At 68.4% G+C, this 24,645-nt stretch carries 24 protein-coding genes and 2 pseudogenes; 15 read left to right on the top strand and 11 right to left on the bottom strand.

Going from position 1 to position 24,645, the window contains the following annotated elements; all coding sequences use genetic code 11:
• On the top strand, nt 1–189 hold a 189-nt coding region (locus ACOJVU_RS08510), incomplete at its 5' end, for a hypothetical protein (protein WP_421529372.1).
• A 15-nt stretch (nt 190–204) separates the two neighbouring features.
• On the opposite strand, the gene ACOJVU_RS08505 is transcribed toward ACOJVU_RS08510, so the two are convergent.
• Nucleotides 205–759, bottom strand: coding sequence for a hypothetical protein (locus tag ACOJVU_RS08505; protein ID WP_421529371.1), 555 nt, complete (start codon nt 757–759; stop codon nt 205–207).
• A gap of 222 nt (nt 760–981) precedes the next feature.
• Here ACOJVU_RS08505 and ACOJVU_RS08500 point away from each other — a divergent pair, with 222 nt between their 5' ends.
• The 7 genes from ACOJVU_RS08500 (at nt 982) to ACOJVU_RS08470 (ending at nt 8,037) form a co-directional block, all read left to right on the top strand.
• Nucleotides 982–1,869 (top strand): TPM domain-containing protein, encoded by an 888-nt coding sequence (locus tag ACOJVU_RS08500; RefSeq protein ID WP_421529370.1) that lies wholly within the window; start codon nt 982–984, stop codon nt 1,867–1,869.
• Nucleotides 1,870–1,957: 88 nt separating this feature from the next.
• Entirely contained in the window at nt 1,958–3,019 is a 1,062-nt protein-coding gene (locus ACOJVU_RS08495) for a phosphotransferase (RefSeq protein WP_421529369.1), read from the top strand.
• 19 nt (nt 3,020–3,038) lie between these two features.
• Nucleotides 3,039–3,443: a hypothetical protein gene (locus ACOJVU_RS08490; protein ID WP_421529368.1), complete on the top strand. Its 405-nt coding sequence runs from the start codon at nt 3,039–3,041 to the stop codon at nt 3,441–3,443.
• A gap of 282 nt (nt 3,444–3,725) precedes the next feature.
• Nucleotides 3,726–5,297, top strand: a complete 1,572-nt coding sequence (locus tag ACOJVU_RS08485) for a pyruvate, phosphate dikinase (protein WP_421529373.1) — start codon at nt 3,726–3,728, stop codon at nt 5,295–5,297.
• Between the two features lie 14 nt (nt 5,298–5,311).
• Nucleotides 5,312–5,902: a MarR family transcriptional regulator gene (locus ACOJVU_RS08480; RefSeq protein WP_421529367.1), complete on the top strand. Its 591-nt coding sequence runs from the start codon at nt 5,312–5,314 to the stop codon at nt 5,900–5,902.
• Nucleotides 5,903–6,472: 570 nt separating this feature from the next.
• A complete protein-coding gene (locus ACOJVU_RS08475) occupies nt 6,473–7,405 on the top strand; it encodes an SAM-dependent methyltransferase (RefSeq protein WP_421529366.1) in 933 nt (310 codons plus the stop codon).
• Nucleotides 7,402–8,037 carry a class I SAM-dependent methyltransferase gene (locus ACOJVU_RS08470; protein WP_421529365.1) on the top strand — a complete coding sequence of 212 codons (636 nt, stop codon included), beginning with the start codon at nt 7,402–7,404 and terminating at the stop codon, nt 8,035–8,037. Before ACOJVU_RS08475 ends, ACOJVU_RS08470 begins: the two co-directional genes overlap by 4 nt.
• Before the next feature lie 17 nt (nt 8,038–8,054).
• Here ACOJVU_RS08470 and ACOJVU_RS08465 read toward each other — a convergent pair whose 3' ends face one another.
• On the bottom strand, nt 8,055–8,387 hold the full coding sequence (locus ACOJVU_RS08465) for a hypothetical protein (protein WP_421529364.1): 333 nt from the start codon (nt 8,385–8,387) through the stop codon (nt 8,055–8,057).
• A gap of 686 nt (nt 8,388–9,073) precedes the next feature.
• Between ACOJVU_RS08465 and ACOJVU_RS08460 the strand changes: the two genes are divergently transcribed.
• Nucleotides 9,074–9,787, top strand: a complete 714-nt coding sequence (locus ACOJVU_RS08460; RefSeq protein WP_421529363.1) for a VIT1/CCC1 transporter family protein — start codon at nt 9,074–9,076, stop codon at nt 9,785–9,787.
• 151 nt (nt 9,788–9,938) lie between these two features.
• Nucleotides 9,939–10,663 (top strand): annotated as a pseudogene (locus tag ACOJVU_RS08455) (acyl-CoA thioesterase domain-containing protein); the annotation flags it as partial.
• A gap of 44 nt (nt 10,664–10,707) precedes the next feature.
• Here the strand turns inward: ACOJVU_RS08455 and ACOJVU_RS08450 are convergent.
• Entirely contained in the window at nt 10,708–11,325 is a 618-nt protein-coding gene (locus ACOJVU_RS08450; RefSeq protein ID WP_421529362.1) for a TIGR03085 family metal-binding protein, read from the bottom strand.
• A 173-nt stretch (nt 11,326–11,498) separates the two neighbouring features.
• Between ACOJVU_RS08450 and htpG the strand changes: the two genes are divergently transcribed.
• Nucleotides 11,499–13,454 carry a molecular chaperone HtpG gene (gene htpG / locus ACOJVU_RS08445; protein WP_421529361.1) on the top strand — a complete coding sequence of 652 codons (1,956 nt, stop codon included), beginning with the start codon at nt 11,499–11,501 and terminating at the stop codon, nt 13,452–13,454.
• 152 nt (nt 13,455–13,606) lie between these two features.
• Nucleotides 13,607–13,882, top strand: coding sequence for a long chain fatty acid-CoA synthetase (locus tag ACOJVU_RS08440; protein ID WP_421529360.1), 276 nt, complete (start codon nt 13,607–13,609; stop codon nt 13,880–13,882).
• A gap of 376 nt (nt 13,883–14,258) precedes the next feature.
• Here ACOJVU_RS08440 and ACOJVU_RS08435 read toward each other — a convergent pair whose 3' ends face one another.
• Nucleotides 14,259–14,756, bottom strand: coding sequence for a hypothetical protein (locus ACOJVU_RS08435; RefSeq protein ID WP_421529359.1), 498 nt, complete (start codon nt 14,754–14,756; stop codon nt 14,259–14,261).
• A 110-nt stretch (nt 14,757–14,866) separates the two neighbouring features.
• On the opposite strand from ACOJVU_RS08435, the gene ACOJVU_RS08430 reads away from it, so the two are divergent.
• A complete protein-coding gene (locus ACOJVU_RS08430) occupies nt 14,867–16,111 on the top strand; it encodes a DUF222 domain-containing protein (RefSeq protein WP_421529358.1) in 1,245 nt (414 codons plus the stop codon).
• 98 nt (nt 16,112–16,209) lie between these two features.
• Here ACOJVU_RS08430 and ACOJVU_RS08425 read toward each other — a convergent pair whose 3' ends face one another.
• Genes ACOJVU_RS08425 through phnC form a run of 4 tightly spaced genes read right to left on the bottom strand, consistent with a single transcriptional unit; the run spans nt 16,210 to nt 19,677 of the window.
• Nucleotides 16,210–17,238, bottom strand: coding sequence for a phosphonate dehydrogenase (locus tag ACOJVU_RS08425; RefSeq protein ID WP_421529357.1), 1,029 nt, complete (start codon nt 17,236–17,238; stop codon nt 16,210–16,212).
• Nucleotides 17,235–18,032, bottom strand: a complete 798-nt coding sequence (phnE, locus tag ACOJVU_RS08420) for a phosphonate ABC transporter, permease protein PhnE (RefSeq protein WP_421529356.1) — start codon at nt 18,030–18,032, stop codon at nt 17,235–17,237. Before phnE ends, ACOJVU_RS08425 begins: the two co-directional genes overlap by 4 nt.
• Complete coding sequence (gene phnD, locus ACOJVU_RS08415; protein ID WP_421529355.1) at nt 18,029–18,910, bottom strand: phosphate/phosphite/phosphonate ABC transporter substrate-binding protein; 882 nt, start codon at nt 18,908–18,910, stop codon at nt 18,029–18,031. Before phnD ends, phnE begins: the two co-directional genes overlap by 4 nt.
• Nucleotides 18,907–19,677 (bottom strand): phosphonate ABC transporter ATP-binding protein, encoded by a 771-nt coding sequence (gene phnC / locus ACOJVU_RS08410; protein ID WP_421529354.1) that lies wholly within the window; start codon nt 19,675–19,677, stop codon nt 18,907–18,909. The genes phnD and phnC overlap by 4 nt, the downstream gene beginning before the upstream one ends.
• Before the next feature lie 138 nt (nt 19,678–19,815).
• Between phnC and ACOJVU_RS08405 the strand changes: the two genes are divergently transcribed.
• Nucleotides 19,816–20,829, top strand: coding sequence for a TIGR03617 family F420-dependent LLM class oxidoreductase (locus ACOJVU_RS08405; protein WP_421529353.1), 1,014 nt, complete (start codon nt 19,816–19,818; stop codon nt 20,827–20,829).
• Nucleotides 20,830–20,845: 16 nt separating this feature from the next.
• Here the strand turns inward: ACOJVU_RS08405 and ACOJVU_RS08400 are convergent, their stop codons facing one another.
• Together ACOJVU_RS08400 and ACOJVU_RS08395 are read right to left on the bottom strand one after the other, a co-directional pair.
• A complete protein-coding gene (locus ACOJVU_RS08400) occupies nt 20,846–21,703 on the bottom strand; it encodes a DMT family transporter (protein WP_421529352.1) in 858 nt (285 codons plus the stop codon).
• Between the two features lie 27 nt (nt 21,704–21,730).
• Nucleotides 21,731–22,123: a hypothetical protein gene (locus ACOJVU_RS08395; protein ID WP_421529351.1), complete on the bottom strand. Its 393-nt coding sequence runs from the start codon at nt 22,121–22,123 to the stop codon at nt 21,731–21,733.
• 182 nt (nt 22,124–22,305) lie between these two features.
• Here ACOJVU_RS08395 and ACOJVU_RS08390 point away from each other — a divergent pair.
• A pseudogene (locus ACOJVU_RS08390) lies at nt 22,306–23,482 on the top strand (thiolase family protein).
• A 341-nt stretch (nt 23,483–23,823) separates the two neighbouring features.
• Here ACOJVU_RS08390 and ACOJVU_RS08385 read toward each other — a convergent pair.
• On the bottom strand, nt 23,824–24,645 hold an 822-nt coding region (locus ACOJVU_RS08385), incomplete at its 5' end, for a haloalkane dehalogenase (RefSeq protein ID WP_421529350.1).

Raw genomic sequence — 24,645 nt, 5'->3', positions numbered from 1 at the left:
CGGCTCAGGACTGCGCGCGAGAAGAACTTCAGCCTGTTGCGGCGGCAGGGCGCGGCTCGGGTGGAAGCCGAAGGTGCGCGCGGTGCCGCCCAGCCGGCCAACGAACGGCGAGCTGAGAAGGTGGAGGTCTTCGACGAGGCTCTGGCCCGGGTGAGTCAGCGCCTCGACGCCATCGGCGACACCGAGTAGCGACGGTGTCGGCCATCAGCTCCAGAAATCGTTCATGGGCTGGGCGTGCATGTCGTTGTAGGTGAGTGGGGCCAAAGCGCCGGGCGTAGGGCTCAACGAATCTTCGATCGTGGCCATCAGGCTGTACTCGTTGTAGTAGCTGCTGGTGACGAAGTGCCCGGATTGCATCCTTCCGGTTGCCACGGCGCCCTGCTTCGGGATGACGATCATCGGAACGTTGTTGCCTTCGTTGCCGACGCCCAGTGACAGGTTGTTGTAGTCCTCGTCCCACGTGATGATGATGGCGTCCTTCTGGTTCGGGTCGGTCCACGTCGGCGAGCTCTCGATGGTGGACACCTGTTGCTGGACGAACTGGTCTCCGGCCGCAACGTTGTACTGGTGGGTCGTGAGCTGGCTGCCGATGAAGTTGGCGATACCGGACGGAGAATCGGTGGGTCCTTCCATGTTGTTGGACTCGTTGGCGGCAAGCCACGCGAATTTCGTTGCGGTACTAAAGTTTTGAATATTGGGTCCCAGCTGCGACAGCGGGAGCAGGTGCGTCTGCAGATAGGCGGGGGTGTTGTTGTACACGTAGCCGAATTGGGCGAGGCGACTCGGAAGCGCTCACTGCATGTCACCGGACCCCGGAATGCGAAGACCGTCACAGCTCCTGTCGGGGGTGTGGCGAAGGTTCAGCGCTGCCGTCGCTGCGTGTGCTGCAAACACGTGACGATCGCTCCCTGGCCGGAATGCCGGATCGCCTTCACTGAATCGTTGTTCGGGGTGCGGCCGGCGGCGGGCTAGATTACCCGTGTGCGCATGGTTCGCCTGTTGGGCGCGGTCCTGACGATCCTCGCGTCGGGGTTGTCGCTGGCATCCCCGGCCGGCGCGCAGCCCCCGTCCGGACTCACCGACCACATCACCGACAGCACCGGGGTGTTGACGAGTTCGGGCCGGGCTGCGGTCAGCTCGGCAATCGACCGGCTGTACCGCGACCGCCACATTCGACTGTGGGTGGTCTACGTCGACAACTTCTCCAGGTTCAAACCCGACAACTGGGCCGACCGAACCCGCAGCGCCAGCGCGATGGGCCACGACGACGCGCTTCTGGCCGTAGCCACCAACACGAAGATGTTCACCTTCACCGCGCCGACCAGACTCACACCGATGGAGTCGAACAGCCTGCGGGACAACAAAATCAGACCCGCGGTAGCCGCGAAGGACTGGAGCGGCGCGGCGCTTGCCGCGGCAGACGGATTGGAGATCTCGGCAAGCTCGCCACACCGGAACCGGCTGCCAATCGCGGTCGTTGTCATGGCGGCCGCGGTGATCGGCCTCGTGGTCGGATTCCTGCTTCACCGCAGGCGCCGCCGCCGCGACGCGGGGCAGTCCGGCGCCGGCGACCCACAGGTCAAGGCCGAAGGGCATGACCAACCGTTGCCGCAGGCGTTGTCCACCGCGGACGCCAGACTGCGCCAGATCTCCGACTACGTCGCCGGGCATCGCCAGAGCATCGGCGCCGAAGCCAGAGCCCGGTTCGACGAGGCGAGGCGGGAATTGACCGCGGCGCGTGCCGAGGGTAAAGGTAACGGCATCGCAGCGGTCGCCCATGCCAACCGCGCGTCGACGCTGGCCGCTCAGGCGCAGACGCTGGCCAACGCCGACGTCCGGGCAGCGCATCGCGCGCGACGGTCTGCGTGAATTCGCATCGTCTGTTGGTTTTTGCCGCCCACCGACGGTGGTTGCTGCTGCGGTCGAGCCGTCGGCGCACACAGGTAATGTGGCAACGATGGACGGCGTGGCTGAACTGGTGCCAATACTACCGTCGCACCGCTTCGATGAGACCGCCCTCGTACGGCACCTGCGCGGACAACTTCCCGGCTTCGACGGTCAGCTGACCATTCGCCAATTCCAAGGTGGCCAGAGCAACCCGACGTTTCACCTGCAAACCACCGATGGCGAGTACGTGCTTCGTAAGAAGCCGCCGGGCGAGTTGCTGCCCCGAGCCCATGAAGTGGAGCGCGAACACCGCGTCATGTCGGCATTGCGCGACTCCGATGTGCCGGTGCCACGCATGCGCCTGCTGTGTGACGACGAATCCGTCATCGGTACAGCTTTTTTCATCATGGACTACGTCCCTGGGCGCATCTTTCACGACCCGGCCCTGCCCGGCGTCACTCTGGCGCATCGCGCGGCGATCTATGAGGACCTCGCACGCGTCCTCGCGGCGCTGCACCGGTTGGACTGGCATGCGGCCGGACTCGACGGGTTCGGCAGGCCGGAGGGCTACCTGCAACGCCAGGTGGCACTGTGGACCCGGCAGTGGCAGGCCGCGCGCGTGGAGGACATGCCGGCGATGGACCTGCTGGCGCGCTGGCTGCCCGACCACCTGCCACCGGAGGACGAGCCGGCGTGTATCGCGCACGGCGACTACCGTTTGGGCAATGTGCTGATCCATCCGACCGAGCCCCGGATCGTCGCAGTGCTGGACTGGGAGCTGTCGACCCTTGGCCATCCGTTGGCCGACCTGGGTTATACCTGTTTGACCTACCATCTTCCGCCGGGCTTCAGCGGCACAAGTGGGGTGGCGGGCGAGGATCTGACCGGCACCGGCATTCCCGACGAGCAAGCGTTCGTCGCGAGTTACTGTCGGCATGCCGACCGGGAGCCGCCTTGCTCGCTCGACGTGTTCATCGTGTTCTCGCTGTTCCGGCTCGCCTCCATCACCGCCGGCGTGTGGCGGCGCGGGCTCGACGGCAACGCGGCCGACTCCCGTGCCGGCACAACGGAGGTCCGCGACCGCTACCGCGGCTTGGCGCAGACGGCGTGGGCTCTGGCGCAGCGGCTGTGATGGCGGGCGAAGCCGGCCAATGACACTTTCGCCCTGGTGTCGATCCCCGGCGTGGGTGGCCGGTATCGCCGTCGTGGCCGCGATGGTGAGCCATTCCGTTCTCGCAGCGCCGCGAGCGGCGGCCGCATGCACGCTGACCGCCGACGACGAGCAATACATCGACCTGTTGGCTCAGAAGAACATGATCCACGGGTCTGAGGTCAACGACTGCGACATGGCCGCCGAGGGGCAGTGGTTCGCCGATCAGGTACGCAATTCGCCTGACCCGTTCGGAACCGCGAAAACTCTCGTGCAACAAGTGATCAACACCACACCGATGGCCCCGGATCGGGCTGAGTGGGAGGTCGAGGCGGCGATCTTCGTCTACGCACCGGAGTTGATCCCCACGATCAAGGATCAGTTCGCCCGCCAACACCCGCCGTGAGCCGAGCGAAAAGTGGTGCGCAGCTGCGCCAGTGCTCCGATGAAGCCGCAGGGGGCGACACGGTCGTCAGATTTGTGCCGCGGCACCCATCACGTCCGACGAGCGAGTCGCGGCCGTTCGTCGATCAGGTCCGCGTGGGCATGTGGCCGGTTGATCTGGCGTAACGTCGAGTTGTTTGGGATTGGGCGTCCCGTATCGAAGTCAAACGACAGGAGAGTCATGGGTCACGGCGCGCCGGGAGGCGCAGCGCCTGGCGGTGTGGCTGAGTTCAGCGCACCTCCGGTGGTGAGACTGGCCGGCAATGCGGGGCTTTCGCAGAGTTTACTGGGCAGCAAGGCATATGGCATCGACGTGATGCGCGGCCACGGCTTGCCGGTTCCCCCCGCGTTCTGCATCACCACCGAAGTATGCGGGCGCTTCTTCACCGACCCGCGGCGCGCCCTCGACGTCGTCTGGGACCAGGTGCTGGACGCGATGGCATGGTTACAGGACGAGACGGGGCGTTCGTTCGGCCGCGGCCCGCGTCCGTTGCTGGTGAGCGTGCGCAGCGGGGCCGCGGAGTCGATGCCCGGCATGCTCGACACGGTTCTGAACCTCGGTGTCACCGACGCGGTGCGTCAGGAACTCGAGGCCGGCTTCACAGCGGGTTTCGCCGAGGACACGTGCCGGCGATTCCGGGAGATGTACCGGCGAATCGTGCCCGGCGGCGACGGCGCCATCCCCGACGACGCGTATGCCCAGTTGCGGGGCGCGATCGAGGCGGTGTTCGGTTCATGGAATTCGTCGCGCGCGTCGACGTATCGACGCCACCATGGCCTTGACGACGCCGGCGGCACCGCGGTTGTGGTGCAGGCCATGGTTTTCGGGAACTTGGACACCAAGTCGGGCACCGGTGTGTTCGTTTCCCGGAATCCGATGACCGGAACCGACGAACCCTTCGGCGAGTGGCTGTCGGGTGGTCAGGGCGAACAGGTGGTGTCGGGCTGTGCCGACTGCGAACCCGTGACGGCGTTGCGCGAAGAATTTCCCGCCGTCTATGAGCGCCTTCTCACGGCGGCCCGCACCCTCGAGCGGCTGGGCCGCGACGCGCAGGAGATCGAGTTCACCGTCGAGGCGGGCCGGCTGTGGCTGCTGCAGACCCGCGCCGCGAACCGCTCCGCGCAGGCCGAGGTGCGGTTGGCGTTGCGTTTTCGCGCCGAGGGGCTCATCGATGACGCCGAGGTCCTGCGCCGGGTGACACCCGCCAAAGTCGAGGCGTTGCTGGCGCCCTCGTTGCAGCCCGAGGCCAGGATGGCGGCGCGGCTGCTGGCCCGCGGTGTCCCCGTGTGTCCCGGCGTGGCGCGGGGACGGGCGTACACCGACATCGACGCCGCCGTCGACGCCGCCCAGGGAGGCGAGGACGTCATCCTGGTGCGGTCCTCGACCAGTCCCCACGACGTGGGTGGCATGCTGGCGGTGCGCGGCATCGTCACCGAGGTGGGCGGCACCACCTCCCACGCCGCGGTGGTCAGCCGAGAGATCGGCCGTCCGGCCGTGGTCGGGTGCGGCGCCGGAGTGAGCGCGGCCGTGGATGGCAAGCTCGTCACTGTCGACGGAACGACAGGGGAGGTTCGGGAAGGCTTGCTGGAACTCACCGCCTGGACTGAGCGCGACACTCCCGACCTGGCCGCGCTCGCCGAGATCGCCCGCCACGTCGTTCCACTGCGCGCTCACCGCGACGGTCCGTATCCGCGTCTGGACGACGCGTCACCGGCGGGTATCCGCGCGGCTCTCGCCGCCGGTCACACCGATGTCGTATCGGCTGCACCATTGATCACCATGCTCACCGCGTTGCACGCCGGCGGCGCGCCGTGACGACAGAGCTCAAGGTGCTGCAGGCGCTTCGGCTCAAGGGGCGTATCGCCGTTGTCGACATCGCGGGCGCCGTCGACGAAGACCCCGTGGCAGTCAGCGAAACTGTTGTGCGCCTGGTTGATTCGGGGCTGCTGCTCGCCGACAGGACGGTTCGCCTGTCGCAGGAAGGGCGCGCCCGGTTGCAGGAACTGTTGGCTGTGGAACGGCAGGGGGTGGACCGACGTGCGATCGGTGTGGCCTATGGCGACTTCCGTTCGTTGAACCGGGATTTCAAGGAGCTGGTATCTGACTGGCAACTCAGGGATGGCCAGCCCAACAGCCATGACGACTCCCGATACGACGCCGCAGTGCTGGAGCGGCTGGACGGCGTCCACCGACGTGTCGTCCCGATCATCGCGGCCGTCTCCGAGCAGCTGCCGCGGCTGTCCGCGTACGCGGACAGGCTCGGCGCCGCTTACGCCAAAGTGCGGCGGGGAGAGACGATGTGGCTGACCAGGCCGCTCATCGACTCCTATCACACGGTGTGGTTCGAACTGCACGAGGAACTCATCGGCGCGGCCGGACTCACTCGGGATGGCGAAGCCCGGGCCGGGCACGCGGAATAGCGCCAGAATCTTTGCCCCCAGAAAAGCCGATACGGGCGAGTCGATGGCGGCACAATCGTTTGCGCGCGGCGTTTGCTGCCGGGAGGATAAGCGACATGGACGAGGCGGTCGGGGCGGCATTCGCGCTGCGGCGAGTGCCGCGGGGCTGTATGGTTGTCGCCTTCGCGGTCGTGCTGGCCGGACTGTCGCTGATCGGCCTCTCCGCGCCTGTGAAGATCGCCCGCGCCGACCCGCCGGCTTGCGCACCGGGCTGGGTGTGGAGCCCCAACCTGAACCAGTGCGTGTTCTGGCTGCCGACCGCGAACGGCCCTGGCGGTCCCGGGGGGACCGGGCGGGCCGGGTGGCCCCGGGGGACCGGGTGGCCCCGGCCCGCGCTAAACCCTTCGCCGCCGAGCCTGCGCTGAGAGCGTCCTCGGGGCGTGATTCGCGCGCTGGACGCAGACTCGACGCCGCCGCCGCAGACTCGGAGCGTTCGAATGTGGAACTTCACCGCCCCTCGGGCGTGATAGTGGCTCCCTCGGTCGTTATAGTGGCTAAGTAAAGCTTCGATCCGACGTGGGGGACAGGCGCATGCCACGCACAGACAACGACACCTGGGACGTGGCCACCAGCGTGGGCGCGACGGCCACCATGGTCGCGGCCACACGGGCGATCGCCACGAAAGCCGATCACCCCGCCGTCCGGGATCCGTTCGCCGAACCGCTGGTCCGTGCCGTCGGCGTGGACCTCTTCACGCGCTGGGCCTCCGGTGAGCTCACCGCCGCCGAGGTCGACGACGACGAGTTCACCTGGAAGCTCGCGCACATGCCCGACGCGATGGCCGCCCGCACGTGCTTTTTCGACACGTTCTTCCAGGACGCGGCGCGCGTCGGGATCCGTCAGGCCGTGATCCTGGCGTCAGGCCTGGGCGCGCGGGCCTACCGCATCCAATGGCCCGCCGACATGACGGTGTTCGAGATCGACCAGCCGCAGGTGATCGAGTTCAAGGCCACCACCCTGGCCGGTCTCGACGCCAACCCGCAGGCCGAATTGCGCATGGTGCCAATTGATCTGCGGCAGGACTGGCCCTTCGCCCTGCTCGACGCCGGCCTGGACCGCAGCCGCCCCACCGCGTGGATCGCCGAAGGACTGTTCGGTTACCTGCCGCCGGCGGCTCAGGACCGGCTGCTGGACAACATCACCGCACTGAGCGCCGACAGCAGCCGGCTGGCCTGCGAGGCTGTGCCGGACATGTCGCAGGTGGACCACGAGCTGGGCCTGGAGATGATGCGCAGGGTCACCGCCACGTGGCGTGAGCACGGCTTCGACTTCGAGTTCGCCGATCTGGGGTACGAGGGGGAGCGCGCCGACGGCGTCTCCTACCTGGACAACCTGGGCTGGCGAACCGTCGACAAGCCGATGAGCCAGCTGCTGGCCGACAGCGGCCTTGCGGCCATCCCGCAGAGCAACGATTCGGTGTCGGTGGCCGATACCACCTACTGCAGCGCCATACTGAGCAAATGACGTCCGCGCAACGTCGGGGGCTCAACGACGCGGTCACGCGTCTGTGGGGTTTCCTCGCGCCGGCCTACGACCTGCCCTTCCTTCAGCAGCAGGTCTACCGGCCTCCGCATGACGAGGTGATCGCGCAGCTGCGTGCCCACGGCGCGCAGAAGGTCGCCGACATCGCCTGTGGTACAGGCATTCTCGGCGACCGCATCGAGCGCGAACTGCATCCTGAACGGATTTTCGGCGTGGACATGTCCGAGGGGATGCTGGCCCAGGCCCGCGCCCGGTCGAGCCGGGTGCAGTGGCTGCGCGGCCCGGCCGAGCAACTGCCCTTCGACGACGGGGCGCTCGACGCCGTCGTGACGACCTCGGCCTTCCACTTCTTCGACCAGCCCGCCGCGTTGCGCGAGTTCCATCGTGTGCTGGCGCCGGGCGGACTGGTGACCGTGGCGGCGCTGAGCACGCGACAACCGCGGCTGCAGGTCCCGGCGGCGAACAGGTGGAAGCCGCAGCACAACGCGTCGCCGACCGAGATGCGCACTATGTTCGCGGACGCCGGGTTCACCCTCAATGATCAGCACCGGATCCGGCGACCGGTGTGGACGCATCTGATCTGCGACCTGATCACTGTGGGCACCAAGAGCTGAGGCGGCGCTGCCGCGCGCTAGGCGGCGCGGCTCTCCTGCCCGGCCGGGCCCGAAAGTTGCCCGCCGACAACCACGACGCGGGAGAGCCGGTAACTGTGGATCGGTGCGGCCGGGAACGCGCGTCGGCGAGCGGCACGCGCACGGTTGTGCTCGGCCGTCCAGCCGACGAAGTCGGCGATCACCCAACCTGCGCCGAACAACGCGAGCCCGACCCCGAACTCGAAGGGTGTCCCGGCGGCGAGCGCGGCCAGTGCGCAGATGCCCGACAACGCGGCGATTGTCAAAGCGCCGGCGTAAACGGCCATGCGTGGGCCGTGGCCCTGGGTGGGGAACCCCACATGGGTGGCCATCGCGTCTCCTGTCCAGTCGGGACTCTTGCCGGTGCAACCCGAACCGTGACCACAATGTTTCGCTACCGAGATATCGCCGACGAGTGCCACAGGGCACGCTGACCGCGTGGCGAAGGGCCTCAAACCCGAGGGCCGAAAGTCACTATGCCCTCCTCCTTGATCGGGGCGGCGGGCGTCGTGAAAGCCCTTCGGTCACAGCGGGGCCCAGACCCCGAAGAAAGAAAAGCCCCATGGGTTGAACCCGGGATTCCGCGCGGTCCTCTCCCGGCGGAGCCAGTAGTCGCCGGGACCACCGGTCCGCCGGCCGCCGGGCCCGCCCGGATCGCCGAGTGCGCTGGGCGGCCCACCGGTAGCGGTGCCGCGCTGGTCGAGCGGCGCCCATGCCCAAGGCGGCGCCCGGAGCGCCTGTGATGGATCGCACACCTGCTGGTGAATTACCCGAAAACTCCTGACCCTCGTCAGGCGACATAGCCTGTCTACGGGTTAGCTGTTTTGCGCCGGGCGCCGCCCCGGCGGCAACCCGTGGCGCTGTCCATACGGCAAGGTGCAGAACGCTTCTCGGCCCATCCGGTCGGTACCGGGCCTGGTCTGACCGGGCGCGCGATATGGCGCAAGAACCGGGCGACGACCTTTGGCAAGGCTATCTTTGCTGGTCGGCCGGAGTTTCGGGCGTATATCGTTCCGCCGTGCCCGATACGTCCCATCCCGCCGAACCCCACGTCGGTTCGCTGTCGTCGAAGCTGAACTGGTTGCGCGCCGGGGTCCTGGGTGCCAACGACGGAATCGTCTCCACGGCGGGCATCGTGGTCGGTGTCGCGGCCGCGACGGTGGAACGGGGCCCGATCCTGACCGCCGGGGTCGCCGGACTGGTGGCGGGAGCCGTGTCGATGGCGCTGGGCGAATACGTATCGGTCAGCACGCAGCGCGACACCGAGCAGGCGCTGCTGACCAAGGAACGTCGCGAGCTGCGCGACGATCCGGCCGCGGAATTGGACGAGCTGGCCGAGCTGTACGAGGCCAAGGGTCTGTCGCCGGCGACCGCACGCACCGTGGCCGAGGAGCTCACCGACCACAATCCCCTCGTCGCCCACGCCGAGGTCGAACTGGGCATCGACCCCGATGAGCTGACCAACCCGTGGCATGCGGCGTCGTCCTCGGCGCTGTCGTTCGCGGTCGGCGCGATCCTGCCGCTGATCGCGATCCTCGCGCCGCCGATCGCGTTCAGGATCCCCGTGACGGTCGGCGCGGTCCTTCTCGCGCTGCTGATGACGGGGTCGGTCTCGGCGCGGCTGGGCGGTGCGCCGAAGGGACGCGCGGTGCTCCGCAATGTTGTCGGCGGCAGCCTGGCGCTGGCGACCACGTACGTGATCGGCCATTTGGTGGGCGCCGCCATCACCTGACGGCCCAGGCGTGGCTAATGCCCTTGTGCTATAAAAATTTTCGGGTGATCGGTGCCGCGGCTCCGGACGGGGGGCTGCAACTGTAATATCCACAGTTGCCGCCTACGAAGGAGAAGCCCGTGAACGTGCCGCTGCCGCGCCGGGCCGTGCGGTGACCCAGCCGAAGACCGCGCGCGACGACGTCGATTCGCAGGAGTCGGTGCCCTACTTCTTCCGCGACGGAAACCGATACCTCCCAACCCGAATGGCTCGCGGCGGGTGGGGCCCGTCGATCAGCGGGCACGTCGTGGGCGCCCTGCTGGGCTGGGCCGTAAAACGCGCGGTCGACGACCCGCAACTCCAGCTCGCGCGGCTGACTGTCGACCTGCCCCGCCCGACCGCCCTGGAACCTCTCGAGGTGCACACCCGTGTCCACCATGACCGCAAGCGGTTGCGGCTCGTGGAGGCCGCCCTCACCCAGGGCGGCGCCCCGGTCGCGCGGGGGAGCGCGCTGTTCCTGCGGCGCGGCCCGCAACCCGACGGTGACGGGTGGTCTCAACCGGTGCAGATGCCTCCGGTCCCGCTCGGGACGGACGGCGTCCCGTCCACGCTGTTCATGCGCACCTACGGCTGGGGCTCTGAGGTGCAGAATCCCGCCCCGGACTGGCCCCGCGAGGCGGGGCGGAAATACACGTGGCTGCACGAGACACGGTCGTTGATCGACGGCGAACCGCTCACGGCGTTCACCCGTGCGGCGACGGCCGGCGACATCACCGCGTCACTCGCCAACTGGGCACGAGCGGACTGCAGTTCATCAATGCCGACTACATCGTCATCCTCAGCCGCCTGCCCGAAGGCCCCCACATCGGGCTGGCCTGGCTGACCCGTTCCAGCCATTTTTCGTTCTCAGCCCCCACGGTCGGGCGGCAGGGCAGCCGCCGCTACAAGCCCTTCGGGGCGTCGCGCACCGTCTGTACAGCCGCCGCGTCGCCGTCGAACTCCACCCGGGCTTCACGCCCGACAGCGAACAGCAGCAGCTCCTCGGGCAAACCGGTCACCGTGACCGCAGGACCATGCCCGGCGGTCAGCACCGTTTTGCCTTCCGGTGTGCACAACGCGACCCGGGCGGGGACCTTCGCGAGCGTGAGCCGAGCCATCAGCGGCAGCGTGCGGCGCAGCGCGGCGACCAGGTTCTGTTCCAGCACGCGCTCCATCCAGTCCGGCTGCGCGCGGCGCACGTCTTCGTGATGGATGAACATCTCGGCGACATTGGCCACCGGGTCGAGCAGCTTGAAAGGGGAGTACAGCGGCGGGCCCGACGCGATCTTGTCCAGCAGTTGCTCCCAGTCCCGCTCGGCCACGGCGTGTTGCACCTTGGCGGTGTGGGAGGCGAAGTACGGGATCAGGATGCCCGGTGCGGCATCGGGACGGTACTCGCGGATGACCAGATGGGCCGCCAGGTCCCGGGTCGTCCAGCCCTCGCACAGGGTGGGCGCATCGGGTCCCACGCTGCGCAGGGTGTCGACGAGGGCGGCACGTTCGCGTCGGGCTACGGACACCGGTTCTCCTTCGTGAAGGCCGCGCCTGATCGGCGTTGATGACTGCAGACAGTAGTCCTGTCAGCGCTGAGCGAACCCCGCGGCACGAGCGCAGGGCATCTCGCTAAATTTGAGGCGTCATGTCGTCGAATTCGTCATGTCGTCGAATTCGTCATGTCGTCGAACGGAGTCTCATGAACGCGCGTGTAGAGCAGATGGAGTTCCAGGCAGAGGCCAGGCAACTGCTGGATCTGATGATCCACTCGGTCTACTCCAACAAGGATTCGTTCCTGCGGGAGCTGATCTCCAACGCCTCTGATGCCCTGGACAAGCTGCGGCTGGAAGCCTTCCGCAACAAGGACCTCGACGTGGACACCTCAGATCTGCACATCGAGCTGGAGGTGGACAAACAGGCCCGTACCCTCACGATCCGCGACAACGGTATCGGCATGACCCGCGCGGAGGTCGTGGACCTGATCGGCACGCTGGCCAAGTCGGGGACCGCGGAGTTGCGCCAGCAGCTCAGGGACGCCAAGAACGCCAAGGACGCTGATGCGTCCGAGGAACTGATCGGACAGTTCGGGATCGGGTTCTACTCGAGCTTCATGGTCGCCGACAAGGTCGAGTTGCTGACGCGCAAGGCCGGCGAGAGCGAGGCCACCCGGTGGGAATCCAGCGGTGAGGGCACCTACACCATCGAGGCGGTCGACCCTGCAAGAGGGGCTCCTCAGGGCACGGCGGTCACTTTGCACCTCAAGCCCGAGGACACCGAGAACGAGCTGCACGACTACACCTCCGACTGGCAGCTTCGGGGCCTGGTCAAGAAGTACTCCGACTTCATCGCCTGGCCCATCCGGATGGAGGTTCAGCGACGGACCCCCGCCGAGGAGGAGGGCGGTGAAGAGGTCGTCACCACCGAAGTCGAGACCCTGAACTCGATGAAGGCGCTGTGGGCAAGGCCCAAAGACGAAGTCTCCGATGAGGAGTACAAGGAGTTCTACAAGCACATCGCGCACGCCTGGGACGACCCGCTCGAGGTCATCGCGATGAAGGCAGAGGGCACCTTCGAGTACCAGGCGCTGCTGTTCATCCCGTCCCACGCACCCTTCGACCTGTTCGACCGCGATGCCCACGTCGGGATCCAGCTCTACGTCAAGCGCGTGTTCATCATGGGAGACTGCGACCAGCTGCTGCCGCACTACCTGCGGTTCGTCAAGGGTGTCGTCGACGCAGCGGACATGTCACTCAACGTCTCTCGCGAAATCCTGCAGCAGGACCGGCAGGTCAACGCGATCCGCCGCCGGTTGACCAAGAAGATCCTGTCCACCATCAAGGACCTGCAATCCGAGCGGCCCGACGAGTACCGCACCCTGTGGAACCAGTTCGGCAGGGCCATCAAGGAAGGCCTGCTGTCCGACGCCGACAACAGGGAGACGCTGCTGGGAGTCTGCTCGTTCGCCTCCACCCACAGCGAGGAGGAGGCCACGACGCTCGCCGAGTACGTCGAGCGCATGAAGGACGGCCAGACGCAGATCTTCTACGCCACCGGAGAGACGCGCCAGCAGCTCACCAAGTCACCCCACCTCGAAGCGTTCAAGGCCAAAGGCTACGAGGTCTTGCTGCTCACCGATCCGGTCGACGAAGTGTGGGTGGGTGTGGTCGACGAGTTCGACGGCAAGCCGCTGCAGTCGGTGGCCAAGGGGGAGGTCGACCTCGACTCCGAGGAAGGCGCCAGCGAGGCCGAGCGCGAGGAGCAGCAGAAGGACTTCGGCGACCTGCTGGCCTGGCTGAAGGAGACCCTGAGCGACCACGTCAAGGACGTGCGCCTGTCCACCCGGCTGACGCAATCGCCGGCCTGCCTGATCACCGACGCGTTCGGGATCACACCGACGCTGGCGCGCCTTTACCGGGCCACGGGGCAGGACGTTCCGCTCGGGAAGCGGATCCTGGAGCTCAACCCCGATCACCCGCTGGTCACCGGACTGCGCCAGGCACACCACGATCACGCGGGCGACGACGCTGCGCTCGCCGAAGTGGCCGAGACCGCCGAACTACTCTACGGCACAGCCCTTCTCGCTGAGGGCGGCGCGCTGGAGGACCCGGCCCGGTTCGCCGAGCTGCTCGCCGACCGCCTGACCCGCACCGTGTAGCGCCCGCGCCTCACTGGCCGGCGGACTTGACGTGATCCACATTCGCCGAAGCCACGCACGCATGGTTGTGGGCCCGGTCAGCCCGATTTGGTGCTCGCGATGCTCGGCAGTAGTGTGTCCCACGGCTCAACGAGGACCGAGGAAGAATTCGCATGCACACCCACACGCTGTCGCGCCGCTCGTCCGCGGATTCCCTGCGGCGCCCCAACAGCCGTCGGCCCCGGCGCCGGGTCGCCGTCCCGGTCATGGGCCAGTGTTTCGACATCGAGGTCGAGCGCCGGGCCGGCGGATGGCTGATCCGCATTCCCGAAATCGACGCCGTCACGTATTCCAGCCGGCGCGCGGAGGTGGAATTCGCCGCGCGCGAATGCATCGCGGAGCGTACCGGAATTCCCTTGGGCTACATCGTGGTACGCATTCGCGACTGAATTCCGCCGTCGGCGCACTGTCGATTGTCGTTGCGCAGGCTTGCCTCACCGCCTCGCGCACCAACCGGCCCGCGCCGGACGCCCGCCGAAGTGGCGGGATCCTGCACAGTGAGCGCAGATTTCGACCGCCGATGCGGCCGACCGCGACGACATCGGGCTGGGCTGGGCCTATGACCAGATCGGGCAGCAAATCCATTCCGTCTTGGACCCGAGGAACGTCACGCTCGGACAGGTCGGAACCATGGTGCGCCTCGCGCATTCGGGTTATTGCCCCAACCAGCCGTGCCTGTCCGCCCACTGCTGAGCGGTCGGCAGCTCTCGGTAATCGCGTTATCGGACAGCGGAATGGCCGTATGCGTGGATGCAGCGGCCTTCCTCAGCTGCCCGGCCCGATCACGAAGCACCGGCCGGCGCTCGTGGTGAGAAGTACCTCGTGGACCAAGGACTTGTCGACGGTCGGGAATTCGAAGCGATGTACTTGTTGGCCGGCCCCGATGCCGGCGTCCTGGGACTCGTCGGTCCCGTCCTTCTCGCGAACGACCACCGAGATCTTGTCGGGCTTCGACATGTCCTGTGGCTCGTGGAAGTAGCACACCTCGATCCCGGCGCCGGGTGCGATGTCGCGCCACCCGTCGGCGTGGCAACACGCCGGATTGCCCCCGGCGTGCGGCGGTGGCGGCGGGCATATCGATAACCCGGCGCAGGTCGGCGTGCTGGTCGTCGCGGCCGGCGCAACGGGCGTGCCGGACCGTGCGCTCGCGGCGGTGGGCGGGGCCGACGTCGGCGCGGGACCGGAGGCGTGGGGTGCCCGCTGCGACGCGCACGCGGTGAGCCCGGCTACCGCGAACGCGGCGATGAAGCGTCTGAGAAGCACGGCCGTTCATCTCCTGCCAGCAAATCCATGTGTGTTGCTGACGCGGGCGCACCCGGGCGCGGTTTGGGCGGCCCAGATTTGTTGTCGTACCCCGCTGCGATGATGTGGTTATGTCGTTGACCGCCTCGGTGGATTCCCCGGTGACCCCGAAGCAGCGCCTGGAGGTGCTCTTTGAGGAGTTGGCGCAGTTGGCCGGTCAGCGCAACGCCATCGATGGGCGCCTCGTGGAGATCGCCGCCGAGATCGAGCGCGACGAGCTGTGCGGGATGACGGGCGCACGCTCGGTGGCGGCGTTGGTGGCCTGGAAGCTGGGCTCCTCGTCGGCCAACGCCCACACGATCACCACGGTGGCGGGCCGGTTGGCGGAGTTTCCGCGCTGCGCCCAAGGCCTGGCCGAGGGCCGCTTGTCGTTGGATCAGGTCGGGGTCATCGCCGCGCGCGCCGGGGCGGGCTCCGATGAGCATTACGCGCAGCTGGCGGCGGTGGCGACGGTCAGCCAGTTGCGCACCGCGGTCAACCTCGAACCGCGCCCCGGCCCCGATTCTCGCCCGCAGCCGCAGGCCTCGATCACCAAGACCTGCACCGACGGCCTCACCTGCTGGCGCATCCGGCTTGCGCATCCCGAGGCGGCCAAGTTCGACGCGGCGCTGGCCGCCCACCGGGAGGCGCTGATCACCGAGTGGAAACACGACCGCGGCACCGAGAAGAACGCCTCAGCGACCGCCCCGCCGCCCCCGGGCACGATGGAGGCGTTTGTGCGCCTGGTGGAGGCCGGCTGGGACGCCGAGGCGGCCCGGCGGCCCCACGGGCAGCACACCACCGTGGTCGTGCACGTCGATGTGGACCAGCGCGCGGGCGCCCTGCATCTGGGCCCGGCACTGACCGAGGCCGAACGGCAATACCTGAGCTGTGATGCCACCTGTGAGGTGTGGTTTAAACGCGACGGCCAGGCCATCGGCGCCGGGCGCACCACCCGGACGATCAACCGGCGGCTGCGCCGCGCCCTCGAACACCGCCACCGGACCTGTGCGGTCCCCGGCTGCGGGGCCACCCGCGGCCTGCACGCGCACCACCTTCGGCACTGGGAAGACGGCGGCCCCACCGAGTTGGCCAATCTGGTGCTGGTCTGCGCGCATCACCACAGGCTCCACCATCAGGGCGCCATCACCATCACCGGACCCGCACACGACCTCACAGTCACCGACAGCGACGGGCGCGCACTGGGCGCAGGATCGCTGGCGCGCCCGCCCACCGGACCTCCGCCCGCGGTTGCCCCCTACCCCGGACCCACCGGTGAACGCGCCGACTGGTGGTGGTACGACCCCTTCCAGCCCCAACCGCCACCACATAACTAGACTGGCCGGCCTCGTATCGCGATGCCGAAACGGGCAGGGGCACAAGGAATTGCGTTGGCGTTACGCACCGCCGCCGACACGAATGCCCGGGGCCCGCATCAAGATCCCCGCGAGCCAAGTCGGGTGATATGGTTCGCGGTGACGGGGGGTCGCCGGCCGGCGCACACGTCGAGGACGCTGCGCGCGGCCGCCGTCTCGATCCGCAGGCGCACGTCGCGAACGGCCGAACCCAGGTGCGGGGTGAACAGGGTGCGCTCGTGGGCGAGCAGGGCGGGCGGGATGTCCCGCGGCCTGCGGGAATCCGACCAGTCCTCGAACGCGAACACGTCGGCGGCGTAGCCGCCCAGGTGGCCGGCCGCCAACGCGTCGGCGACGGCGTTCTCGTCGATGACCGAACCGCGGCCCACGTTGACCAGCAGCGCCCCTGCCGGAAGCCGTTGCAGCGCAGCCGACCCGATCAGGTGACGGGTCCCGGCGGTCAGGGGTGCGGTGAGCACGACGGCGGTGCTGGCCTCCAACAACGTTTCCAGCGCCACCGCGCGGGCACCCAGTTCCGCCTCGTCAGCGGCCGGCAGCGGGGCGGGATCGGTGTAGAGCAGTTCCGCGTCGAACGCGTGCAGGCGGCGGGCCACCGCACGGCCCACCGCACCCATCCCGACGATCCCGACCCGACGGCCGGTCAAGCCGCCACCGTAAAGTTCCGGCCGCCAGCCCTGGTGGCGGCCCGACCGGACGTGGTGGTCGCCGGCCGGTATGTGGCGGTCGAGCGCGATCAGCAGCCCGACCGCCAGGTCGGCGGTGGGGGCGGTGAGCAGGTCCTCGACGTAGCTGACCCAGATTCCGCGCGCGGTGCAGGCGGCGACGTCGATGTTGTCGTAGCCCTTGAGCGCTCCGGCCACGATCTTCAGCCGGGGGCTGTGGCGCAGCAACTCCTCGTCGACGCGGTCGGGCATGAACACCAGCAACGCGTCGGCGTCGCGGCACCGACTCAGCACCTCACCGCGGGGCAGGCTCTCGGGGGTCTGGTTGGCGACCACGTCGCACGATCGGCCCAGCAGCTCGAGCACCTCGGGATGCACGCGATGGGTGATGACGACCTGAAACGGAAGTGGGTCAACCGGATTCATGCGAACCTGCGGCGCAGCCAGCCGCTGAGGCCGTCGACGACGGTGACGGTGGCCAAGATGACCAGCATGATCGCGGCCACCTGCCGGTACTCCAATATCCGCAGCGCGGCCATCAACTGAAAGCCGATGCCACCCGCGCCGACCAGGCCGAGCACCGTGGATGCCCGAAAGTTGTGCTCCCAGCGGTAGATCGACACGTCGGCCAGCCGGGGCAGCACCTGAGGCAGCACACCGTGCACGATCACCTGCGCCGGTCGCGCCCCCACCGCCCGCGCCGCCTCGATCGGCGCCGGGGTGACGTGCTCGATGGCTTCGGCATAGAACTTGCCGACCATGCCCACCGAGTGTATCCCCAGCGCCAGCACCCCCGGCAACGCGCCGAAGCCGACGGCGGCCACGAACACGATCCCCATGATGAGTTCGGGCACCGCGCGCAGGCCGTTGAGGATCGTTCTGGCCAGGTAGTACACCACGGGATGCGGGGACGTGTTGCGTGCGGCCGCCAGCCCGAGCGGCAGCGACAAGGCGATCGCGATCGCGGTTCCGGCCACGCTCATGGCCACGGTGTCGATCAGCGGCTTCACCCAGGTTGCGGCGCGGCCGAAGTCGGGGGGCCACATCTCCCCGAGCAGCGAGAACAGCGCCGGCAGCCCGTCGCTGAGCCGTCGGGCGTCCAGCAGTCCGACGTAGGCGCAGCAGCCGAGCATGACCGCCCCGACCGCCACCACCCACAGCAGCGCGCGGAGCCGCCGGCGCTCTTCGAGGCGGGCGATCGTTGCGTACTCGGCCGTCATTTGCTCAACGAGGACAGGTCGAGCCCCAACTGGGTGCTCAACTGGCGGACCACGTCGTAGTCCGCGTCGCCCACCGGCGCGAACGACGCCGCCTTGAACGGCTTGAGCACCGCCGGATCCTTCAGGCTCAGAAAGGCTTCCACGACCGCGGACTTCAGCTTCGGGTCCAGGTCGCTGCGCATGGTCCAGGGGTAGTTCGGGTAGGGCTTGGACTCGGCGAGAACCCGCACCTTGGCCGGCTCGATCTTGCCCTGCTGGACCAGCGTGTCGAAGATCGGCTTGCTGATGCCGCCCCCGGCGGCGTTGCCGTTCTGCACCGCAAGGGCGACGGCGTCGTGGGCGCCGACGAACTGCTCCTGATAGTTCTGCCCCGCCTTCAGGCCCTGGTCGGCCAGCATCGACTTGGGGATCAGGTGACTGGAGGTGCTGGCGGGGTCGCCGTACGCCATCGTCTTGCCCTTCAGGTCGGGGATCGCGGCGATGTGCTGGGCGACGTTCCCGATCACCAGGGCGTGGTAGACCGGCGGGCCGCCGGGGTCCTCGACCAGCGCCGCGAACGGCTGGACGTCGCGATCTTTGGACCGCGCAAGCACATACGACAGGGGCCCGAAGTAGGCGAGCTCGAGCCGCCCGCGCCGCATCGCCTCGATCATCGACGAATAGTCCGTGGTGACAACCAATTCGACCTGCTTGCCGAGTGTGGACTGCAGATAATTCTTCAGCGGCTGGTTGTTCTGGATCACCGTGGCCGCGTTCTCGTCCGGCAGCAGGGCGACCCGAAGCGTCCCCGGGTTCGACGCCGTCTGGTCGTGAGAGCTCCCACAGGCGCCGACGGCGAACGCCACCAGGGCAATTACCAAAATACGGACAGCCTTCATGAGCATTCCTTCGTCGTCGGGACGGTACGGTGGGTGTCACCGGTGGAGCGATAGATCCGGGCGATCTGTGCCGCGTCGATGCGGCCGGGTGCGTCGTCGACGACCAGTCGGCCCTCCGACAGTCCGACGATGCGGTCGGCGAAGCGCCGCGCCAGGTCGACCTGGTGCAGGCTGACCACGGCGGTGATGCCGTCCTGCCGGCATATCTCCCGCAGCAGGCTCAGCACGCCGACCGCCGTTTCGGGATCCAGGCTGGCCACCGGCTCGTCGGCCAGGACGATGTCGGGCTGCTGGGTCAGCGCCCGGGCGACCCCGACCCGCTGCTGCTCGCCGCCGCTGAGCCGGTCCGCGCGTACCGTTGCCTTGCCCAGCAGACCGACCCGGTCGAGCGCGCCGAGTGCGCGGTAGGTCTGCGCGCGGTCGGTGCGCCACAGCCCGTGCAGCAGGCCGGTCGACGCCACCGAGCCGAGCAGCGCGTTGCGCAGCGCGGTGTGCCGGCCGATCAGCTGATGCTGCTGGAAGATCATGCCGGTGCGCCGCCGGTGCGCGCGGATCCTGGCGCGGTTGTTCAGTTTTCCCACCCCGGCCACCTCGATGTGCCCGCTGGTCGGTGTCACGAGATGGTTCATGCACCGCAGCAGGGTCGATTTGCCCGCCCCCGACGGGCCCAGCAGGACGGTGAAGGTACCCGCGTCGAACCGGATGGTCAGCGGGTGCAGCGCGACCGTGGTCTCGTACCGCACGCCCACGTCGAACAGCTCGATCACAGTTCCCCAACTTGCATGGCAATCCGGAAAAATAGGCGTCGGTCATGAACCGCCGGCAACTGCCCGGTGACCACGAGACATTCGTCGAGTCGGGAAGCGGCTCAGCCGGCGCCCAGACCCCCGTCGTAGGCTCCCATTATGCACGTCGACGCGATGACGACGCCCCAGCCCCTGCACCGCGCCGGTGACCTCGCTCGCCGCACCCAGGCGGCCGGCTTTTCCGGCCTGCTGTTCACCGAGACCGGGCGCACGGCCTACCTCAACGCGGCGGTGGCCTCGCAGGCCGCGCCCGGCCTCGAGCTGTGCACGGGTGTGGCGGTGGCCTTTCCGCGCAGCCCGTTCGTCACGGCGGCCGCGGCCTGGGAGCTTGCCGAAGCCACCGGCGGGAAGTTCCGGCTCGGGCTGGGCACCCAGGTGCGCACGCATGTGGTGCGCCGCTACGGGATGGCCTTCGAGCGGCCCGGACCGCGCCTTCGCGACTACGTGCTCGCCGTCAAAGCATGCTTTTCGGCGTTCCGGACCGGGATGCTCGACCATCACGGCGAGTTCTACGACCTCGACTTCATCACCCCGCAATGGAGCGCCGGGCCCATCGAGGCGCCCGATCCCAAGGTCGACATCGCGGCGGTCAACCCGTGGATGCTGCGGATGGCCGGCGAGGTGGCCGACGGGGTGCACATCCACCCGATCGGTGAACCCGGCTACATCACCGGCCACGCGCTGCCCAACATCGCCGCCGGCGCGGCCAAGGCGGGTCGGGCGGCCTCGGACCTCGCGGTGATCGTGCCGGTGCTGACGATCGTCGGCGACAGCGACGAAGAACGCGACAGGGAACGAGAAGTGGTGCGCGCCAGCATGAGTTTCTACGGCAGCACCCCCAACTACGCATTCATCTGGGACGAGGCCGGGTTCGAGGGCACGACCGCCCGGATCCGGGAGAAGCAGAAGGCCGGCGACTTCGCGGGCATGGCGGCCCAGATCAGCGACGACCACATCGCCGCCTTCGCCACCGAGTCGACCTGGGACGGGTTGGCCGGTGCGCTGACCGACAAGTACGCCGGAATCGCCACCCGCCTGGTGCTCTACAACGCTCTGGGCGACGCGGAGCGCGTGGAGCGCTACGGCGAGGTGGCCCGCCGCGTGCGGGGGTGACACCGTCAGGTGGCCTTCAGGTGGTCGTGGCCGCCTGGCCTCGGGCCAGCGCGACCGTCGCCGCGGCCATCATCGCGGCGGACACTCCCAGCACGAGGAGGCCGCGGGTGCTGGTGTTCAACGTCTCGCCCAGCACCGTGACGCCGAGGGCCGACCCCACGAGCGGTTCGGCGACGGTCACCGCGGGTAGCGACGCGGTCAGGGGTCCGGCCCGGAACGCCGACTGCTCCCAGGCCGTCGCGGCGAGGGCCAGCACCGCCCACACGTACACCTCCGGTGTGCGCAGCAACGCCGGGATACCGTGGCCGAGCTGGTCGACGACGCCCTTCATCAGCACCGAGAACAGACCCCACAGCGAACCGGACAACAGTCCCAGCAGGAGTGCGGCCACCGAACCGGGGCGCAGGCGCGCGCCGAGCACGCAGAGGATCAGCGCGGGGCCCATGATCGCCACCACGATGCTCCACGTGTGCAGCGATCCTCGCGGGGTGCCCGCCTGCGGGTTGCCGACCGTCACCACCACCGTCACCGCGGCCGTGAGAAGCACGGCCCAAAGCCCTTGGCGGCCGGTGATTCTGCGGTGATTGGCGCCGGCGCTGACGAGCAGCGCGAACGGCAGCGAGGTCACCAGCAGCGCCTGCACCAGCACGACCGAGCCGAAGCCGAGCGCCGCGGCCTGCAGCCCGAACCCGGCGCCGGCCACCAGGCTGCCCACCCACCATTGCCGATCGCGCAGCAGCCGGCGGAACAGGGCGACGGTGCCGACCGGCTTCCGGGTGACCTGTTGGGCGGAGCGCTGCTGCACCACGTCCCCGATGCCCATCATCAGCGCGGCCGCCAACGCCAGCGCCGCCGCGATGTCGGTCGTGTCCACGGTGCCTGCCGGACTGCTCAGCAGGCCTCAGCTGTTGCGCCAGATCTTGAGTGCGACGGCAACCATCGGGATCTGAAGAGGCAGCCGGGCCAGCGCGGCAATGCGCATCGGCCAGGGCTTGCCCCACCACAGCCGGACCATGTTGACGTTGGCCGGGAAGACGCCGACGAACAGCACAGCGGCCGCCAGGGCCGCCGATCGCCGGGTGCGTCGCGGCACCAGGAGCGCTCCGACCGCGATCTCGGCTACGCCCGATGCGTAGGTGTAGGACCGGGCGCTGCCGGGGAGTTCGGCGGGCACGATGGTGTCGAACGGTGTGGGCGTCACGAAATGCAGGATGCCCACGCCGAGCAGCATCGTCGCGACACGGTAAGCGGCTGTCCGGCTGGCGTCACGGTGAGCCGAGGAAGTAGTTGTCATGGACGTGAGCATGTCACTTGCCGACGGGTTTCTCGCGCAGCCGTGACGCGGTGGCGCGATTTCCGGCTTTTCGCCGTCGCGTCACCGAATCCCGGAGGCCAACGCAGGCCATTACTATTGCCAATACAGTATTGGATACGATTCGCCGAATCTGACCGCTGAGCAGCTCGAGGGACGCAACCATGGCTACACCTGTGATCGTCGGAGCCGTCCGGACGGCGATCGGCCGCTCTTTCAAGGGCTCGCTCGTCAACACCCCGCCCGAGGCGCTGATCACCACCGTCCTGCCTGAGGGGGTCCGCCGGTCCGGGATCGAGCCTTCTACCATAGACGATCTCATATTTGCCGAATCGCATTATGGCGGAGGTGATTTGGCGCGACATGCGGCCACCGGCACGGGAATGATGGATGTTCCCGGGCAGTCGGTGAACCGGCACTGCGCGGGAAGCCTCACTGCCATCGGTGCTGCCGCCGCACAGATCGGCTCCGGGATGGAGCGGGTCCTCATCGCCGGCGGTGTGCAGTCGCTGTCCATGACGCCCCTGACCAACTGGCGGATTCCCGGCCCCGAACTGAAGTTCCAGGAGCAGTGGATGCCCCCGACGCATGTCGAGACCCCGGACGCACCCGGTAAAGACATGTCGATCACGGTGGGCTGGAACACCGCGCAGACGATCGGCATCACCCGTGAGGAGATGGATGCGTGGGCGGCGCGCTCGCATCAGCGTGCGATCGCGGCGATGGACGCGGGCAAGTTCGCCGAGGAGATCGTCCCGCTGAAGCTCACCCGGCCCGACGGTTCGATCACCGAGTTCTGCGTCGACGAGCACCCCCGGCGCGACACCACCGCCGAAAAGCTCGCCGGGCTCAAAGTGCTGCACCCCGAGATCGAGGGCTTCTCGATCACCGCGGGCAACAGCAGCGGCAGCAACGACGCCGCCGCGGCGGTCGCGCTCGTCGACCGCGAGCACGCCGACGCCGAGAATCTCCACGTGATGGGCACGGTCCAGGGCGTGGGCCGCGGTGGGTGTGCCGCCCCGAGACACCGGCCTGGGTGCCGTCAAGGTCATCGGAAAGGCGTTGCAGCGGACCGGTTTGTCGGTCGCAGACGTGGCGCGGTGGGAGATCAACGAGGCCTTCGCCTCGGTGCCGATCGCGGCGTGCCGGGAATACGGCATCGACGAGGAGAAGGTGAACTTCTCGGGCAGCGGGTGCAGCCTCGGCCATCCCATCGCCGCCTCCGGTGCCCGTATGGTCACCACGCTGATCTATGAGCGGATCCGCCGCGGCGGCGGCATCGGCGTCGCGGCGATGTGCGCCGGCGGCGGGCAGGGCGGTGCTGTCGTGGTCGAGGTCTAGCCGCGATCGCGAGGGCGGTCAAGCCGGGCCAAGCGGGTCGACGCCCTCGAGGTCTGGCCGCGCTCAATTGCAGAGTGTGTTTCTCCTCCGCACCCGCGGGCAGCACCCAACCATGTCGCGGATCTGAAACCCACCACGGCAACCCGCAGTTCTATCGAAATGCTCTGCGCCGAAACGCAATTGACAAGGATGATCCTCAACGTCGCCACCGTCGTACGCACGGCGACCACACCACGGTGCCGCGTTCATGCCGAGAGCAACGGACGCCCGGGCGCGACGCGCCGTCGGCGGCGTCATGATGCGTGGCGTGGTGCGCCAGCTCAACACCCGGTGACGCGCACTCAGCAAATGGCCTGCTGCCAGGACAGGACGCGTTCGGCCAGTTCCGGTCCGCGGTCCTCCTGAATGAAGTGACTGGCGTTGATGCGGGCGTGCGGCTGGCCCGCCGCGCCGGGAATGTGGTTGATCAGGGGACGGTCGGCACGCCCGAGGATGGGGTCGCGGGCGCCGAAGATGGCAAGGAACGGCTTTTCCCAGTGGCCCAGGGCGTCCCAGGCGGCCCGGTTGGCGGGGATGGCAGGGTCGTCGGGCGAGGTCGGCACCAGCTGTGGGAAGGCGCGGGCCCCGCCCTGGTATGCCTTGTCCGGGAAGGGGGCGTCATATCCGGCCCGCACCTTGGCGGAAACCCGTCGGACGGTGCCCGCGGCGACCAGGCGGCCGGCGGGCAGCACGGGGGAGTAGCGCGCGAAGGCCCGCCATGCGTTGAACGCGGGAGGGGTGCTCTGCCGGGCCGTGGGCAGAAATCCGTTCGCCACCACCAGCCTCGCGATCCGGTCGCTCTGCTCGGCGGCGATACGCAGGCCGATCAGCGATCCCCAGTCCTGGACGAACAGCGTGACGTCTGTGAGGTTGAGTTGCTCGAACCACGAGGTCACCCACTCGACGTGGCGCAGGTAGGTGTAGTCCTCGACCCGGCTGGGCTTGTCGGAGCGGCCGAAACCGATCAGGTCGGGAGCGAGCACCCTGTTTCCCGCGTCGGCCAGCGGCGGGATCATCGTCCGATACAGGTAGCTCCAGGTCGGCTCGCCGTGCAGCAGCACGATCGGGGGGCCGTCGACGGGACCTTCGTCGAGGTAGTGCATCCGCAACGGTCTGGTGCCGCG

It is taken from the genome of Mycobacterium sp. THU-M104 (assembly GCF_049197365.1).
Lineage (GTDB): Bacteria > Actinomycetota > Actinomycetes > Mycobacteriales > Mycobacteriaceae > Mycobacterium.
Note: the sequence above shows the minus strand (reverse complement) of the source record. Positions and strands in the feature narration are given on the sequence as shown.

Coding starts and splice junctions, on each gene's coding strand:
- phnE (WP_421529356.1), bottom strand. CDS start 18,032: ATGACGGCCGAGTACGCAACGATCGCCCGCCTCGAAGAGCGCCGGCGG.
- htpG (WP_421529361.1), top strand. CDS start 11,499: ATGAACGCGCGTGTAGAGCAGATGGAGTTCCAGGCAGAGGCCAGGCAA.
- ACOJVU_RS08425 (WP_421529357.1), bottom strand. CDS start 17,238: ATGAATCCGGTTGACCCACTTCCGTTTCAGGTCGTCATCACCCATCGC.
- ACOJVU_RS08490 (WP_421529368.1), top strand. CDS start 3,039: ATGACACTTTCGCCCTGGTGTCGATCCCCGGCGTGGGTGGCCGGTATC.
- ACOJVU_RS08405 (WP_421529353.1), top strand. CDS start 19,816: ATGCACGTCGACGCGATGACGACGCCCCAGCCCCTGCACCGCGCCGGT.
- phnD (WP_421529355.1), bottom strand. CDS start 18,910: ATGAAGGCTGTCCGTATTTTGGTAATTGCCCTGGTGGCGTTCGCCGTC.
- ACOJVU_RS08440 (WP_421529360.1), top strand. CDS start 13,607: ATGCACACCCACACGCTGTCGCGCCGCTCGTCCGCGGATTCCCTGCGG.
- ACOJVU_RS08430 (WP_421529358.1), top strand. CDS start 14,867: ATGTCGTTGACCGCCTCGGTGGATTCCCCGGTGACCCCGAAGCAGCGC.
- ACOJVU_RS08470 (WP_421529365.1), top strand. CDS start 7,402: ATGACGTCCGCGCAACGTCGGGGGCTCAACGACGCGGTCACGCGTCTG.
- ACOJVU_RS08465 (WP_421529364.1), bottom strand. CDS start 8,387: ATGGCCACCCATGTGGGGTTCCCCACCCAGGGCCACGGCCCACGCATG.
- ACOJVU_RS08475 (WP_421529366.1), top strand. CDS start 6,473: ATGCCACGCACAGACAACGACACCTGGGACGTGGCCACCAGCGTGGGC.
- ACOJVU_RS08395 (WP_421529351.1), bottom strand. CDS start 22,123: ATGACAACTACTTCCTCGGCTCACCGTGACGCCAGCCGGACAGCCGCT.
- ACOJVU_RS08495 (WP_421529369.1), top strand. CDS start 1,958: ATGGACGGCGTGGCTGAACTGGTGCCAATACTACCGTCGCACCGCTTC.